The following is a 14519-nucleotide window of genomic DNA, read 5'->3' as shown; positions in this document are numbered from 1 at the left end:
AATTTAGAGGAGATGTTTTTTATGCAGAACAAGGTTGCTGAAATTAAATTGAACGATGGACTTAAAATACCGGCTGTTGGATTTGGAACCTATAAGTTAAATGGACTGTATGGAGTGGATGCCATAAAAGATGCAATTGATATTGGATACAGACTGATTGATTCTGCATTCAACTATGAAAATGAAGGGGCAGTTGGAGAAGCTGTTAAACAAAGTTCCGTATCGAGAGATAAACTTTTGATTACTTCAAAATTGCCAGGCCGTCACCATTCATATGGAGAGGCAATTGAAACTGTTCAGGAATCACTGTTAAGGGCACAGCTTGATTATTATGATCTGTACTTGATTCATTGGCCGAATCCGAGAATTGATTTATATGTTGAAGCGTGGCAGGCATTGATAGAATCCAAAAAGCGGGGGCTGATAAGGTCCATAGGAGTCTGCAATTTTCTTCCTGAGCACATAGGCAAACTGATAGAAGAAACAGGTGTAACACCCAGTGTAAACCAGATTGAGCTCCACCCGTATTTCAACCAGGAAAATCAGCGCAAGTGGAATAGGGAACACAATATTGTAACGGAATCATGGAGTCCTCTCGGGAGGTCGAATGGCTTACTTAAAGAGGAAAGAATTTGTGAAATAGCAAGGGCGCATAATAAAACAGCTTCACAGGTGGTCTTACGCTGGCATGTGCAGCTTGGAGCGGTTCCAATCCCCAAAGCTGTATCAAAGCAGCATCAGGTTGAGAATCTGAATATATTTGATTTTGAATTGTCCGAGAGAGAAATGGAGAGCATTTGTGAATTGACACGTGAATCGGGAAGAAATAAAAATCAGGACCCGGCAGTATATGAAGAACTCTAAGATATTTGATAAATTGTATTTTAATATTGAGCGCCATTTATTGGAGGATTCCCAACCATCCTTTTATTTAGAACAAATATGCAATGATTCATCCTTTGATAAATATCCATTTGACATGCTGTATAAATTGAAAATTACAGAGCAGTCTCCTAAATATCATCCTGAAGGAAACGTGTGGAACCATACTATGCTTGTGGTGGATGAAGCAGCAAATGTCAAAATAAAAAGTAGAGACCAAAGGGTGTTTATGTGGGCGGCACTTCTTCATGACATAGGGAAATCTTCCACCACGAGGAACAGAAAGGGGAAAATAACTTCATATGACCACGACAAGGTTGGTGCCAGGCTGGTCAATGAATTTCTGTCGTGTTTTACAGATGATATAATTTTCATTGACAAGGTCTCCTGGCTAGTAAGATATCATATGAATATACTCTTTGTAACAAAAAATTTGCCCTTTGCAGATATAGATGGAATGAAACAGCATACGGATGTCATGGAAGTGGCCCTGCTTGGCTTTTGTGACAGGATGGGAAGATTGAACAGCAGCAGGCAGGAAGAATGGAAAAATATAATGCAGTTTCTTAAAAATATAGCTAGGGGGGAATGATAATGAAAAGGATATTGCTTGTAGTGGACTATCAAAATGACTTTGTGAAGGGAAGTCTTGGATTTGACAAGGCAGTTGAACTGGAGGACAGAATTGCAGAAAAAATTGAGCAGTACAAAAACAATGGGTATGAAGTAGTATTTACATTCGATACTCATGGTGAGGATTATCTGAGTACTCAGGAAGGGAAAAATCTACCTGTAAGGCATTGTATAAAGAATACAGAAGGATGGAATCTGTACGGAAAAATTTATCACATGTTTGATGATGATACAAAAGGTTTCGAAAAGGTAACCTTTGGATCAATGGAACTGGCAAATTATCTGTCAAAAGGTGGATTTCAAAGTGTTGAATTGGTAGGTGTGGTATCCAATATCTGTGTAATATCAAATGCTGTTTTGGCAAAGGCTGCACTTCCGGAAGCAGAGATCATAGTAGATGCACTCTGCACTGCAAGCAATGACGAGAGCTTGAATGAAAAGGCCCTGGATGTCATGAGCGGAATGCAGATAAAAGTAATAAACAGATAAGTCATAGAGCTATATTTAAAGGAAAATTTACTGATAATAAGACGAAAATTTTAAAAGTAGAAATAGAAGTAGGACTGACCGTAGTAATTGTAAATAGTCTATTCAAATTAATTTTAATACAGGATGTGATTTAGAAAAAGAGCATTCATGTAAAATTTAAAATAAAATATTTTAACATTACTTTTTTAACTGCAAAAAGTCTTATGTAGATGAAAGGACTGTTGATAAAGTACATTTTATCAACAGTCCTTGAAATAAATAGTTTTTATTTTCCAGGGTTTATAAACATCTGAACCCAGTATGGAGTCCCATTTTTGTCCTTGGCAACTCCGACTCCAATTTCAGTAAAATTGGAATTCAATATATTTGCCCTGTGTCCTGAAGAATTCATCCATCCATTCATTACTTCTGCAGGAGTTTTCTGGCCATATGCAATATTTTCACCTGCAGCTGTATACTTTATACCGAATTTTTGCATCATGTCAAAAGGAGATCCGTATGTAGGTGAAGTATGACTGAAATAGTTTTTGTCAATCATGTCCTGGGCTTTAACTGATGCTACTTTGGATAATTCAGCGTTAGCCTTGAGAGACGCTAGTCCATTTTTATTTCTTTCAACGTTCACTAACCTGATTACTTCATTTGCTTCTGCACTTATAGAGGAGGCTTGTCCACTATTTCCTGCTGTATTTGCATTGCTTTTAGGCTGCGTAGAAGTGTTTGAACCTGAATTTTGGGTAGTTGTATTTTTTGAATTAGTAATTTTACAATTTTTCAGTTGAGGATATTTATTTAGAATGTCTTTTAACAGATTTTGCTGATTTACTGAAGTAGGGCAGGCTGTTCCTGCTGCTTTTGCTGTATTAGGTGTAAAAGCCGGCAAAGTTCCTGCTATAACCAATGCTGCAATTATCAAATTGATTCGTTTACTCATAAAGAGAAACCTCCTAAAGTTTTATTTGTTGTACAATAAATTTTGCTGTAATTGCAAAACTTGTTTTAAAGTATAAATAATAAATATGAATATAGTGTCTCTAATTTGTTAATGAAATTAAAATATTTAACAGAATTTACAGAAAATTATAGAAATATAGGATTAAGTTTGTATTTAATCCGGTATTTTGATAGTTTATTTCTTGTTTCTGCATGCTTAAAATAAATATTCCATTAAATAAATGTCAGAATTCACGGTATTGATAAATGTTTCTTGAGAGTGTATTATTTAACTATATGAATCAATCATCAGAAGGGAAGGGATATTAATGGCCAACAATAATTTTAATGCAGCTGAGATGCTTAAAGTTGCAATACTTATGGAAGATGAAGGATATAAATTTTATACAAATGGTGCAAATTATACTAAAGGTAAGATTAAGCAATTTTTAATATCTGCAGCAGGACAGGAATTTGTTCACAAGGAAAAGTTCAGAAAGCTTTTTGATGAAGTGTCAAATAAAAAAGATACTGATTCCGACTATCTTTTTGACGAAGAAGTAACTGCACATCTCAAAAATTTAATCGAAAATAAAGTCTTTAATCAAAAAGAGCAGCCTGAAGATGCATTTGCAGATTTGAAAACTGCAATAGAGCATGCAGTAAAGACAGAAGAACTTACAGTCGATGTTTATTCTCAATTATATAAGGGTATTTCCAAAAAAGAAGTTAAAGACATTTTGTCGCTCATAATAGAAGAAGAAAAAGGACATGCTGCATATTTTTCAAAACTGCTCAAAGAAATAGTGTAGATATAATCAAATTTTTAATATAATGCCCGAGTTGTGATAAATTGATATTTTTATATTGAAATTGATAACAAATTGTGATAGATTATTTTATATAATCTAAAAGTTATTAAGGGGGTATTTATATGGTTAATCCCAAGTATCATATTTTTGTCTGTACAAGCTGCAGAATTAATGGAAAACAGCAGGGTGCATGTTATTCCAAAAATTCTGTGGACATAGTGGGGAAGTTTATGGAGGAAATAGATGACAGGGAACTGGATGGAGAAGTACTGGTAACCAATACTGGATGCTTTTCACTTTGTGACAGGGGCCCGATTGTAGTTGTGTATCCAGATGGAGTATGGTATGGTGGAGTTACTCCAGATGATGTTGAAGAAATTATGGACAAGCATATTGAAGGCGGCGAAATAGTAAAGAGACTTCAAATATGAAAAATGGTGTGCTTAAATGGCAGTGATAATATAATTATCCTGCTGTTTTTTTATTATATACAAGAGGACGTTCAGTTGAAAAGTGTCTGCAATATTGGATATAATAAGTTATTGATATTATTTGGAGGCGAATTTTAATGCAAAAATCAGTCGAGATTAAAAATACGGAAGGCAAGATGCTTAGGGGAATGCTTCATACACCTGAGAAGATTACCGGGAAGGTTCCTGTAGTTTGCATTTTTCACGGATTTACGGGACATAAGATGGGACCGCATTTTATATTTGTAAAGTTGTCCAGGATGCTGGCGGACAGGGGAATAGCCAGTGTGAGATTTGATTTTGCCGGAAGCGGGGAAAGTGATGGAGATTTTATTGATATGACTGTTTCCAGGGAGCTTGATGATGCAAAAACTGTTCTTGAATATGTAAAATCACTGAAGTTTATTGATACAGGTAAAATAGGAGTTTTAGGTCTCAGCCTTGGAGGGGCGGTTTCAAGCATGCTTGCAGGAGACTGCAGGGATGATGTAAGCTGTCTCTGTCTGTGGGCGCCTGCTGGGAACATAAGAGAAATTGTTATAAATGGCAAAATGGAAGATGATATAATTGAAATGCGCAAACAGGGTTTTTGGGATGTGGAAGGACTGTCTCTGGGTACAGGATTTTTGGATGATCTCAAGGATCTGGATATTTTGGAAAAGGCATCTCCTTATGATAAAAATGTCATGCTTATACATGGTGATAATGATGAAACTGTCCCATTTGACGTATCGGAAAAATATCTTGAAATTTATGGGATAAAGGCTGTTTTACATGCTGTTCAGGGAGCAGATCATACATTCAATAAGAAGAGCTGGGAGGAAGAAGTGCTTGACTATAGCATAGGATTTCTGGAGGGAGAATTGAAATAAGTTTACAACTATAGTAAAGGGGGATCATAATGAAAAGTGATGTTTATTTTGCAAACTTGAGGGCAAGAAGCAAGAAACAAAACAAGGTTAACAAGATCAGGAAACTGTTTGAAAGGGCAGGGTTCAAGGGGCTCTTAAACAGGGGAGATCTAACAGCTGTAAAAATCCACTTTGGGGAACTTGGAAGTGATGGATACATAAATCCTGTTTTTGTAAGGCAGGTTGTGGATAAAATAAAGGAGTCGAATGCAAAACCATTCTTGACCGATTCAAATACATTGTACTCGGGAAGCAGGGCAAATGCAGTCGATCATGCAAATACTGCAGCACTTCACGGGTTCAATCACTCGGTGGTGGATGCCCCCGTAATAATAGCTGACGGATTGAAGGGTGAAAATGTAAAAGAAGTCCACATAGGCAAGAAACATTTCAAGAATACGAGGATTGCAGGTGCCATAGCAGAAGCTGACAGTATGATTGTCATGTCTCATTTTAAGGGCCATGAAATGGCCGGCTTCGGCGGAGCAATCAAAAATCTCGCCATGGGATGTGCAAATCCTCGTGGAAAAAAGGATCAGCACTCGGTGAGACCGGGTGTAAATACAGACAAGTGTATTGGCTGCGGAAAATGCAGTGAGGTCTGTCCTAAGGCGGCCATTGCCATGGAAGATAAAAAATCATCTATAGACAAAATGAAATGTGTAGGCTGTGGAGAATGCATGACAGTCTGTCCTGTAAAGGCAATTGAATCCGGAGGTGAAATGGAGTCTAAAATATTTACGGAAAAACTTACGGAGTATGCCTATGGTGCTGTCATGGGAAAAGAGGATAAAGTAGGATATATCAATTTTGTTATAAATGTTACTCCGGATTGTGATTGTGTTCCATGGAGTGATACACCCATAGTACCTGATATAGGCATATTGGCATCCAAAGATCCTGTTGCACTGGATACAGCCTGCTATGACCTTGTAAACAATGCGGCAGCCCTGGCAAATACAATGCTCTGTGATGGGCATGATCATGAAGACTGCAGCGATAAATTTAAAAATCTAAGAGGTAATACCTATGGATACGTCCAGCTTAGTTATGGGGAAGAAATAGGACTGGGAACCAGGAATTACAATCTAATAGAAATTTAACTGTATTACATTATATGGAGGAAGATAATGGGCTATACTTTAATTGCAACTTCAACCTTCGGGTTGGAATCAGTAGTTGCAGGAGAACTCAGAGAACTTGGATATGAAAACTTGAAAATTGAAAATGGGAGAGTTATCTTTCATGGTGATGAAATGGATATAGTTACCTGCAATCTGTGGCTTAGAACTGCAGACAGGGTACTTATAAGAATGGCAGAATTCAGGGCACAGAGCTTTGAGGAACTCTTTCAGGGAACACTTTCTGTGGATTGGGGGGATTTGATGCCGGAAGATGCATTTATGCATGTGACCGGCAAGTCCGTGAAATCCCAGCTGCACAGTGTCCCGGACTGCCAGTCCATAGTAAAAAAAGCAGTAGTCGAGTCCATGAAAAATAAATACAGGCTGGAAAAATTTGATGAAACCGGAGCCGAGTACAGAATAGAAGTGGGAATTTTAAAGGATATGGTTACCCTTACAGTGGATACTTCAGGCGAGGGACTCCATAAAAGGGGATACAGGAAGAATTCAGGGGAGGCGCCTATCAAGGAAACACTGGCAGCAGCTCTTGTACTGCTGAGTACATGGGAGCCGTCCATAACACTTGCTGATCCTATGTGCGGTTCCGGAACAATTGCGATTGAAGCTGCATTGATAGGAAAAAATATTGCACCGGGATTGAATAGAAGTTTTGCCTCCGAAAAATGGGGCATAATCCCTCAGAACTTGTGGAGTGATCTGAGAAGGCATGCTTTAAACTCCATAAATAATAGACAGTTCAGAATTCTTGCCTCCGATATAGATGGCAGGGTAATTAGAACTGCAATGAATAATGCTGAGAAGGCGGGGATCGGGGACTGCATAGCATTTCAAAAAATGCCGGTACAGAATTTCAGCTCAAAGAAAAGACGTGGATTCATAATAAGCAATCCTCCATATGGAGAAAGGCTCGGTGAGCTTGAGGAAGTTGAAAAACTGTATGGAGACATGGGAAGAGTTTTTTCAGGACTTGAAGGGTGGAGTTATTTTATAATAACGGCCCATGATAAATTTGAAAAATATTTTGGTAAAAAATCTGATAAAAACAGGAAACTTTATAATGGAAGACTGAAGTGCTATTACTATCAGTATTTCAACAGATAACTAAAGTTTAATATATTTTGTATAGGAGAGTTTTGATATGGAAATAGATAACGGAGGGTATATATTTACCGATGATATTGGCGGCAGTAATCTCAAAGATGTATGCAGACTGCTGAAACAGTCCCATTGGGCGAAAAATCGCCCGGAAAAGGTAATAGAGAATACAATCAACAACAGCACCTGCTTTGGAGTTTATCATGAAGGAGTTCAGATTGGGTTTGCAAGATTTATAAGTGACTATGCAGTTTATACCCTGATTATGGATGTAATTGTGGATGAAAAATACAGGGGCAGGGGAATCGGAAAAGGACTGATTGATTTTATAGTGAATTATCCACCAATAGAGAACACCAGTAAATTTCTCTGGACAACATATGCAGATGGCTTTTATTCAAAATGCGGCTTCAAGGAGGAAAAGCAGTACAGCTATCTATTCAACAGGCCGTATAAACAATAGCGAAAGAGGTAATGAATTTGGACTTATATATTTCGGATTTAGATGGAACACTGCTGAATTCAGAGCAGGTTGTAAGTGACAGGTCGGCCGGCATAATAAATGGATTGATAGAAGCTGGATTAAATTTTACAATTGCTACGGCAAGGTCCTATGAAGCTTCTAAAAATATACTTGAACCACTTCATTTGAAACTGCCTGTTATTTTAAATAATGGTGCCTTTATTTACAGCCCTTTTTCAGGTAAAAATATTGTTGAAAACTATCTCTCCCATGAAGATGTTGACTTTATACTGGACAGCTACCTTTATAGAAATATTTCTCCCTTTGTATCCGCAGTGGATTCAGCAGGAAATAAAAAAATATTTTACAAGGGTGTATTTAACAGAGGACAGGAGATATATATAAATTCAAGGAGGAAGAATAAAGACAGGAGACTTCAAAGAGTAAGCGACTTCTCAATAATCGGGCACTTCAATATTATAAACATTTTTTCAATAGAAGAAAGCGGCAGGCTGGATTATGAATACAAATTGTTTAAAGATAAACTCAATGTAAGCTGTCATTATACCGAGGAAATATATTCAAAGGGGTTTTTCTGGCTTGAGACTACAAATATCAATGCAAACAAGAGCTGTGCAGCGCTATATCTTAAAAAGTGTTTGAAGGCTGACAGACTTATCTGCTTTGGAGACAATCTAAATGATGCACCTCTTTTTAGAGCGGCAGATGTAAAATATGCAGTTAAAAATGCATATGCACAGCTGAAGAAGCTGGCAACAGGAGTCATAGATTCCAACAATGAAGACGGAGTGGCAGAATTTTTAAAACTGAATTCAAATAGAATTTAAGATAAAATGTTATTTCTGTGCCTTTTCCGCACGTATTTTTCTCCCTTTTATGGTTTTCCCTTCAAGTCCGTTGATGACCATGTTGCCCTTTCCGGAGAGTATATCTACGTAAGAAAAGGTATCATTTATATCTATTACGCCTACGTCTTCAGGATTTACTCCAGCTATGCTTGATATGGTTCCTGCTATGTCCCCGGGGCCTATCTTTTTCTTTTTACCGGCACTTATATATACCTTTGTCACATCCTTGTCGATATGCTTCGATCTGTCTTTTTTTAGCTTCGGAGCGGATTCCAATTTTTCATTAAATAATTTTTTGCCTGATGCAGCTTTTTCTTTTGTAGGAATTCTGCCTTTTTCTATGTTCAGATTAAATGTTTCTGCTGTCTGTTCCAGAAATCTCAATTCCTTGCGGGTAACGAAGGTTATCGCAGTTCCGGTATTTCCCGCACGGCCTGTTCTTCCAATTCTATGTATGTAGCTTTCTTTTTCCATGGGAATATCATAGTTTATTACATGGGTAACGTCCTCCACGTCTATGCCTCGTGCTGCTACATCCGTACATATCAGGAAGATGAATTTACCCTCCCTGAATTGTCTTATTGCATCAATTCGCTCACTTTGAAGAAATCCACCATGGAGAGCGCTGCAGGGGAAGCCCTTATCCTTCATTTTACACAATAAATCCTCAACATTTTTCTTTGTCCTGCAAAATATCATGGCACTGTCAGGTTTTTCAATATATATCAATTTGGCTAACAGATCGAATTTTTTAGCTGCCTCAACTTCATAGTATGTTTGTTTTATCCTCTCCAGAACGGAATCTCTGGATTTGATATCTATACTTGTTGGATTGGTCATGTAACTGCTGCACAGTTTTAGTATTTCTGAGGATATAGTTGCAGAAAAGAGAAGCGTTGATCTATTTTTCGGAAGTTTGTTTATTATTGATCGAACCTGGTCTATAAATCCCATGTTCAGCATTTCATCTGCCTCGTCTATGACGAGATACCTTATGTTTTTGACATTGAATGTTTTTCGTTTTATATGGTCAAGTATTCTTCCAGGTGTTCCAACTACCACATGAACTCTTTGATTGAGCTTTCTTGTCTGTACTGTTATAGGTTCTTTGCCAAAGACAGCCATGCAGTTTATTCTTTTGAATTTTCCTATGTTTGAGAAATCCTCCTTTATCTGAATGGCAAGTTCTCTTGTCGGAGAGATTACAAGTACCTGCGGCAGATTTTCATCAATATGTATCTGGCTGCAGATTGGTATGGAAAAGGCGGCAGTCTTTCCGCTCCCGGTCTGGGATTTCACTATGATGTCATTCTTTTTAAGAATGAGAGGTATGACTTTTTCCTGGACTTCAGATGGATTTTTATATCCAAGTATTTTTATGGACTTGAGTATATCCATATCGAGTCCAAAATCATTAAAGCTTAGATTATTCATAATATTTGACCTCACATGTTTTTAATATCATTATAATACTAATATATATTTTTACAAATTGAAGTGTTTTTTATTTTTGAATCGTTATATTAGTGTAGAGACAAATAAGGATGGTGATGATTATTCAAAAAGAACAGTTTGAAAAATACATAAGACAATATGAACGTCTAGTCATTACCGTCTGCTTTTCATTTACCAAAAATTATTTTGATGCAGAAGATATGGCCCAGCAGACTTTTTTGACAGCCTATAAAAATTTGGACAGATTTGACGGAAAAAACTTCAGAGCATGGATTACAAAAATTGCGGCAAATAAATGCAGAGACTATATTAAAAGCCCCCACAGAAAGGTGGAGAATCTTTCCTGTGAGGACTATGAACTCCTGGATGACAGAAGTGGGAATTCACCTGAAGAAGTTATGTTGAACAATTATATGAATCAGAGAATATACAATCTGTGCAGCCAGTTGAAAGAACCCTATAAAACCGTGGCAGTAAATTATTTCTGCAGGGATGTGAAGCTTTCTGATATGGCAAAAAATACAGGTGAAAATTTAAAGACACTTCAAACACGTCTGTACAGGTCAAAGAAATTACTTGCAGTTTTATGGAGGGAGGAATCAATTTGAGAAATGATTTATTTGATGATTATGGGCATCTGACGGTGATATCCATACAAAAATTCAAAGATGGATGCTTGAGTGACGAAGAACTTGCCAGTATAGCCGAACACATGGAAAATTGTGAAGAATGTGCCGAACTTATTGCGGAAAGTTTTGATGACAGTGAACTTTTGGAAGTACCTTCCGGATTTCAAGAAGAAGTTAAAAGAAAAGTTGCTGGAAAAGTAAAAAACAATACTCAATTTTTCCTGTATTCATTCAGAGTCTCTATTGCAGTGTGTTTCTCCCTTATGCTTGTATTCTCAAATGTGTTGAATTTTATGGCGAATAACAGAATAAAGACTATGCAGATCAATGCACCGAGCTTTAAAATGGTAAATTCAATCAATATGGAACTTGGAAATTTTACCGATAAAATAATCAATACGGAGGTATTCAACAATGAAAATGAAAAAAGGTAATTTCTTAACTGTAGTTTTCTCTTTCCTGCCGGGAGCAGGACACATGTACATGGGATTTATGAAGATGGGCTTGTCATTCATGTCATTGTTCTTCTTTATAATATTTCTTTCCTCATGGCTTCATATAGGACCTCTTCTATTTGTACTTCCGCTTATATGGTTCTATTCTTTCTTTGACTGTATAAACAAACAATATATGCCCGAGGAAAAGTTCAATATGCTTCAGGACGAATACATGTTTTCAATGGATAAAATATTGAAATTTGACGGGAATTTATTTAAAAAGAGAAGGCTGTTTTTTGGAGTACTCCTAATCCTCCTCGGAATATATCTCGTATGGGATAATCTCAAATATGCACTGGCACCATATATGGACAGCAGAGTATATGATTTCATCTGTGGTCTTGGAACAATAGTTCCCCAGGTTGTTGTTGGTGCTGTTATAACTGTAATCGGGATAAAACTCATCATAGGCAGGAAAAAGGAGGACAATTTAGAATGATAGGAGGAAGAAGAGTTGGGACACTTACGGCAGGTATAGTTCTTGTTGTATTCGGGGTGATGTTTTTGATCAATACTATGTTTGGGAAAATAGGGTATAATGTAATATTGTCATTATGGCCGGTTATTCTGATTTTACTTGGTATTGAGGTTATTGCAGCTTACGTTGTCAATAAAGAGGAAAAAATAAAATATGACAGGGGGGCAATATTTCTTATAATAATTTTAACGTTTTTTGCAATGGGGATGGCAGGGCTTCAGGTTTTGATTGAAAACTATCAACAGTTTAAAATTATGATTTAGTTGGATTTGAAGTATTTTTAATGATAAAACTTCCTGAAAGTTGTTATATAATGTATATGAACTAATTATAAATAATGTATCTGGAGGTTTTACAATGAAAAGTTTTTTTAAGAATTATAGATTTTCCATTATATTGCTTGGATCAATAATTGCCGGTGCAATTATTGGCATTTTTTTTGGAAGCAGGGCAGTTGTACTCAAGCCATTTGGAGACTTGTTTCTGAATTTGATGTTCATGATAATAACGCCTCTTGTATTTTTCAGCATTGTCTCTGCAATAGCCGGCATGAAAGGTATGAAAAGACTTGGGAAAATAATGCTTGGTACAATTGCAGTATTTTTATTTACTTCATTTATAGCTTCCGTAATAGGGGTTGTAGGTGCTGTTATAGTAGATCCTGCAAAAGGAATAGATTATATGACATTGAAAAAAATCATACCGGCTGATACTGCTGCACAAAAAGTTGAATATCTTGGTGTTCTCCAGCAGCTTGTAAATACCGTGACCGTTCCGGATTTTGCACTGCTTTTTTCCAAGAACAATATGCTTCAGCTCATTGTGTTTTCCGTATTTTTCGGTATATCGGCAGCACTTCTCGGAGAAAAGGCTGCACCGATAACTAGATTTATGGAATCAGCATCACAGGTAATGATGAAAATGGTGAAAATAATCATGTACTATGCTCCCATAGGTCTTGGATGTTATTTTGCCGCAGTAATAGGGGAACTCGGACCTCAGATACTGCATGGGTACTTGAGAGTATTCGTGCTTTATATAATTATAGCTGTTTTGTATTATTTTGTATTTTTTACTTTCTATGCCTTCCTGTCCGGCGGCAGAAAGGGTACTGCAGTATTCTGGAAAAATGCTGTGACACCTACAGTAACAGCTCTTGCTACATGTTCAAGTGCGGCAAGTATTCCAGTAAATCTTGAATTTACCAGGAAAATGGGAGTGCCGAAGGATATATTGGAAACTGTAATTCCACTTGGGGCAAATATCCATAAAGATGGATCTGTAATAGGAGGAGTAATGAAGATTACTTTTCTGTTCGGACTGTTTGGAAGGAATATGACTGATGTTTCATCACTTGTTTCCATAGTTCTGGTATCATTTCTGGTTGGCGCTGTCATGGCGGCCATACCGAGCGGGGGAATGATTGGCGAGATGCTTATATTAAGCGTATATGGATTTCCATCAGAACTTCTTCCTATAATTGCAGTTATAAGTGTTATAATAGATGCACCGGCCACCGTATTGAATTCCACCGGGAATACAGTGTCTGCCATGCTCATATCACGAATTGTAGAGGGAAAACAGTGAATACAAATTTTAAAAATATGATAATTATATTTTTCGGTTTCTTTTTTCTGTCGCTATTTTCCAATACATTGGCTCCTTTTATAACTACGATAAAAAATGTCTATGGCGTATCGGACGATACTATTGCAATACTTCCATCGATAGTATATTGTTCCTCTTTTGTCATGAGCATAGTTGGTTCCAGAATCATGCATATACTGGGAATTAAAATGGGACTGGTCACGGGATTTATACTTGCAATTTTATCAAGTATTGTAATTTTATTTTCAAATTCCTTCTGTACCATTTTGATTGGGTATTTCATATCGGGACTGGCAGTAGGGATGGGAGGCTTATTCTTGGGAACGGCCATTTCACTTCTGCCTAAAAAATATCAGAAATTCAGTTTTGCCAATGCCTGTTTTGGACTTGGGGGAATTTTGATTTTACCAATAGCCAGATTTGTATTGAAAAGCAGTATAAACTTCAATTATACTTATATTATTCATATAGTGCTTATGCTTTTTCTTCTCATTCTGGTAGGGAATATGAATATTACTTCATCCGTGAAAAAAATTGAAAAGAATAAAGGTTCGATTCATATTCTGAAAGACCCTATGATCCTTCTGCTTTCTATTTCCGTATTTTTTTACGTAGGTGCAGAGATATCCACGACAAATTGGACAGGAAGTTTTCTTGAGAAGTACTATGGGCTTGACAGAAGTGAAGTTCCGGTTATTCTTTCAAGTTTCTGGCTGCTATTTACTCTTGGAAGGGCACTTGGAGATAAATTGCTGGAGATGGTTGGGCAATTGAGATTTTTGTTTGCAGCACCATTAGTATCGGTTGCGGGAATATTTGTTGTGTTGTCTGGCACAAGCAGGATTCAGGCTTTGATAGGCATTTCAATTATAGGGATATCCATATCTATTATATACCCTGCACTTCAGGGGTATATGGTACAGCATGTAGATAGGGGGAATATACCTGCTGTTTCTTCTATTACAGTTATTTTTAATAATTTTGGCGCTGCATTTTTAACCTATATTATAGGTTTTGCAGGCGGCAGAAATGTCATTTATGTATTTGTAATTCAGATAGTATTTTATATTTACATATCATTTACAGCCTTGTACTATTTGATTAGAAATAAAAAGTTTTGCAGGGATTGATATTATGAAAATGGAGGGGA

The 14519-nt window shown here is 36.9% G+C and carries 18 protein-coding genes; 16 read left to right on the top strand and 2 right to left on the bottom strand.

The features are described from left to right. Window positions 1-21: 21 nt before the first annotated feature. From LKE46_RS09165 to LKE46_RS09155, 3 genes are read left to right on the top strand one after another with little or no spacing between them, the layout of a single operon-like run. A complete protein-coding gene (locus LKE46_RS09165) occupies window positions 22-864 on the top strand; it encodes an aldo/keto reductase (RefSeq protein ID WP_291720927.1) in 843 nt (280 codons plus the stop codon). Further along, window positions 851-1474 carry an HDIG domain-containing metalloprotein gene (locus tag LKE46_RS09160; RefSeq protein WP_291720923.1) on the top strand — a complete coding sequence of 208 codons (624 nt, stop codon included), beginning with the start codon at window positions 851-853 and terminating at the stop codon, window positions 1472-1474. Before LKE46_RS09165 ends, LKE46_RS09160 begins: the two co-directional genes overlap by 14 nt. 2 nt (window positions 1475-1476) lie before the next feature. Further along, a complete protein-coding gene (locus LKE46_RS09155; RefSeq protein WP_291720920.1) occupies window positions 1477-2004 on the top strand; it encodes a cysteine hydrolase family protein in 528 nt (175 codons plus the stop codon). A 265-nt stretch (window positions 2005-2269) separates the two neighbouring features. Here the strand turns inward: LKE46_RS09155 and LKE46_RS09150 are convergent, their stop codons facing one another. After that, entirely contained in the window at window positions 2270-2938 is a 669-nt protein-coding gene (locus LKE46_RS09150; protein ID WP_291720917.1) for a CAP domain-containing protein, read from the bottom strand. Between the two features lie 328 nt (window positions 2939-3266). Here LKE46_RS09150 and LKE46_RS09145 point away from each other — a divergent pair, with 328 nt between their 5' ends. The 7 genes from LKE46_RS09145 to LKE46_RS09115 all read left to right on the top strand — a co-directional run bounded on the left by LKE46_RS09145 (window position 3267) and on the right by LKE46_RS09115 (window position 8681). Continuing rightward, window positions 3267-3749, top strand: a complete 483-nt coding sequence (locus LKE46_RS09145) for a ferritin family protein (RefSeq protein ID WP_291720914.1) — start codon at window positions 3267-3269, stop codon at window positions 3747-3749. A gap of 122 nt (window positions 3750-3871) precedes the next feature. Next, entirely contained in the window at window positions 3872-4180 is a 309-nt protein-coding gene (locus LKE46_RS09140; RefSeq protein WP_291720911.1) for a 2Fe-2S ferredoxin, read from the top strand. Window positions 4181-4317: 137 nt separating this feature from the next. Continuing rightward, entirely contained in the window at window positions 4318-5091 is a 774-nt protein-coding gene (locus tag LKE46_RS09135) for an alpha/beta hydrolase family protein (RefSeq protein ID WP_291720908.1), read from the top strand. 29 nt (window positions 5092-5120) lie between these two features. Beyond that, window positions 5121-6233 (top strand): DUF362 domain-containing protein, encoded by a 1113-nt coding sequence (locus LKE46_RS09130; RefSeq protein WP_291720905.1) that lies wholly within the window; start codon window positions 5121-5123, stop codon window positions 6231-6233. 27 nt (window positions 6234-6260) lie between these two features. Next, entirely contained in the window at window positions 6261-7376 is a 1116-nt protein-coding gene (locus tag LKE46_RS09125; RefSeq protein ID WP_291720902.1) for a THUMP domain-containing class I SAM-dependent RNA methyltransferase, read from the top strand. A 37-nt stretch (window positions 7377-7413) separates the two neighbouring features. Then, on the top strand, window positions 7414-7833 hold the full coding sequence (locus LKE46_RS09120; protein WP_291720899.1) for a GNAT family N-acetyltransferase: 420 nt from the start codon (window positions 7414-7416) through the stop codon (window positions 7831-7833). 17 nt (window positions 7834-7850) lie between these two features. Beyond that, window positions 7851-8681, top strand: coding sequence for an HAD family hydrolase (locus tag LKE46_RS09115; RefSeq protein ID WP_291720895.1), 831 nt, complete (start codon window positions 7851-7853; stop codon window positions 8679-8681). A 9-nt stretch (window positions 8682-8690) separates the two neighbouring features. On the opposite strand, the gene LKE46_RS09110 is transcribed toward LKE46_RS09115, so the two are convergent. Continuing rightward, window positions 8691-10136 carry a DEAD/DEAH box helicase gene (locus tag LKE46_RS09110; protein WP_291720892.1) on the bottom strand — a complete coding sequence of 482 codons (1446 nt, stop codon included), beginning with the start codon at window positions 10134-10136 and terminating at the stop codon, window positions 8691-8693. 110 nt (window positions 10137-10246) lie between these two features. On the opposite strand from LKE46_RS09110, the gene LKE46_RS09105 reads away from it, so the two are divergent. From LKE46_RS09105 to LKE46_RS09080, 6 genes are all read left to right on the top strand, one after another. After that, the gene (locus LKE46_RS09105) at window positions 10247-10765 is read left to right on the top strand and encodes an RNA polymerase sigma factor (RefSeq protein ID WP_291720889.1); all 519 of its coding nucleotides are present in this window, start codon (window positions 10247-10249) and stop codon (window positions 10763-10765) included. Beyond that, entirely contained in the window at window positions 10762-11220 is a 459-nt protein-coding gene (locus LKE46_RS09100; RefSeq protein ID WP_291720886.1) for an anti-sigma factor family protein, read from the top strand. Before LKE46_RS09105 ends, LKE46_RS09100 begins: the two co-directional genes overlap by 4 nt. Beyond that, on the top strand, window positions 11201-11722 hold the full coding sequence (locus LKE46_RS09095) for a hypothetical protein (RefSeq protein ID WP_291720883.1): 522 nt from the start codon (window positions 11201-11203) through the stop codon (window positions 11720-11722). Before LKE46_RS09100 ends, LKE46_RS09095 begins: the two co-directional genes overlap by 20 nt. Next, complete coding sequence (locus LKE46_RS09090) at window positions 11719-12024, top strand: LiaF transmembrane domain-containing protein (RefSeq protein WP_291720880.1); 306 nt, start codon at window positions 11719-11721, stop codon at window positions 12022-12024. Before LKE46_RS09095 ends, LKE46_RS09090 begins: the two co-directional genes overlap by 4 nt. Before the next feature lie 94 nt (window positions 12025-12118). Continuing rightward, the gene (locus LKE46_RS09085; RefSeq protein WP_291720877.1) at window positions 12119-13348 is read left to right on the top strand and encodes a dicarboxylate/amino acid:cation symporter; all 1230 of its coding nucleotides are present in this window, start codon (window positions 12119-12121) and stop codon (window positions 13346-13348) included. Further along, window positions 13345-14499, top strand: coding sequence for an MFS transporter (locus tag LKE46_RS09080; protein WP_291720874.1), 1155 nt, complete (start codon window positions 13345-13347; stop codon window positions 14497-14499). Before LKE46_RS09085 ends, LKE46_RS09080 begins: the two co-directional genes overlap by 4 nt. The last annotated feature ends 20 nt before the right edge of the window (window positions 14500-14519 follow it).

It is taken from the genome of Clostridium sp., assembly GCF_022482905.1.
Taxonomy (GTDB): Bacteria; Bacillota; Clostridia; order Clostridiales; family Clostridiaceae; genus Clostridium_B.
The sequence above is the reverse complement of the archived record's forward strand: the minus strand, read 5'-3'. Positions and strand labels throughout refer to the sequence as shown.

Excerpts from the sequence above, each read along its gene's own strand:
- LKE46_RS09130 (WP_291720905.1), top strand. The coding sequence starts at position 5,121 with ATGAAAAGTGATGTTTATTTTGCAAACTTGAGGGCAAGAAGCAAGAAA.
- LKE46_RS09140 (WP_291720911.1), top strand. The coding sequence starts at position 3,872 with ATGGTTAATCCCAAGTATCATATTTTTGTCTGTACAAGCTGCAGAATT.
- LKE46_RS09120 (WP_291720899.1), top strand. The coding sequence starts at position 7,414 with ATGGAAATAGATAACGGAGGGTATATATTTACCGATGATATTGGCGGC.
- LKE46_RS09095 (WP_291720883.1), top strand. The coding sequence starts at position 11,201 with ATGAAAATGAAAAAAGGTAATTTCTTAACTGTAGTTTTCTCTTTCCTG.
- LKE46_RS09125 (WP_291720902.1), top strand. The coding sequence starts at position 6,261 with ATGGGCTATACTTTAATTGCAACTTCAACCTTCGGGTTGGAATCAGTA.
- LKE46_RS09155 (WP_291720920.1), top strand. The coding sequence starts at position 1,477 with ATGAAAAGGATATTGCTTGTAGTGGACTATCAAAATGACTTTGTGAAG.
- LKE46_RS09105 (WP_291720889.1), top strand. The coding sequence starts at position 10,247 with ATGGTGATGATTATTCAAAAAGAACAGTTTGAAAAATACATAAGACAA.
- LKE46_RS09145 (WP_291720914.1), top strand. The coding sequence starts at position 3,267 with ATGGCCAACAATAATTTTAATGCAGCTGAGATGCTTAAAGTTGCAATA.
- LKE46_RS09090 (WP_291720880.1), top strand. The coding sequence starts at position 11,719 with ATGATAGGAGGAAGAAGAGTTGGGACACTTACGGCAGGTATAGTTCTT.
- LKE46_RS09110 (WP_291720892.1), bottom strand. The coding sequence starts at position 10,136 with ATGAATAATCTAAGCTTTAATGATTTTGGACTCGATATGGATATACTC.
- LKE46_RS09165 (WP_291720927.1), top strand. The coding sequence starts at position 22 with ATGCAGAACAAGGTTGCTGAAATTAAATTGAACGATGGACTTAAAATA.
- LKE46_RS09085 (WP_291720877.1), top strand. The coding sequence starts at position 12,119 with ATGAAAAGTTTTTTTAAGAATTATAGATTTTCCATTATATTGCTTGGA.
- LKE46_RS09135 (WP_291720908.1), top strand. The coding sequence starts at position 4,318 with ATGCAAAAATCAGTCGAGATTAAAAATACGGAAGGCAAGATGCTTAGG.
- LKE46_RS09150 (WP_291720917.1), bottom strand. The coding sequence starts at position 2,938 with ATGAGTAAACGAATCAATTTGATAATTGCAGCATTGGTTATAGCAGGA.
- LKE46_RS09160 (WP_291720923.1), top strand. The coding sequence starts at position 851 with ATGAAGAACTCTAAGATATTTGATAAATTGTATTTTAATATTGAGCGC.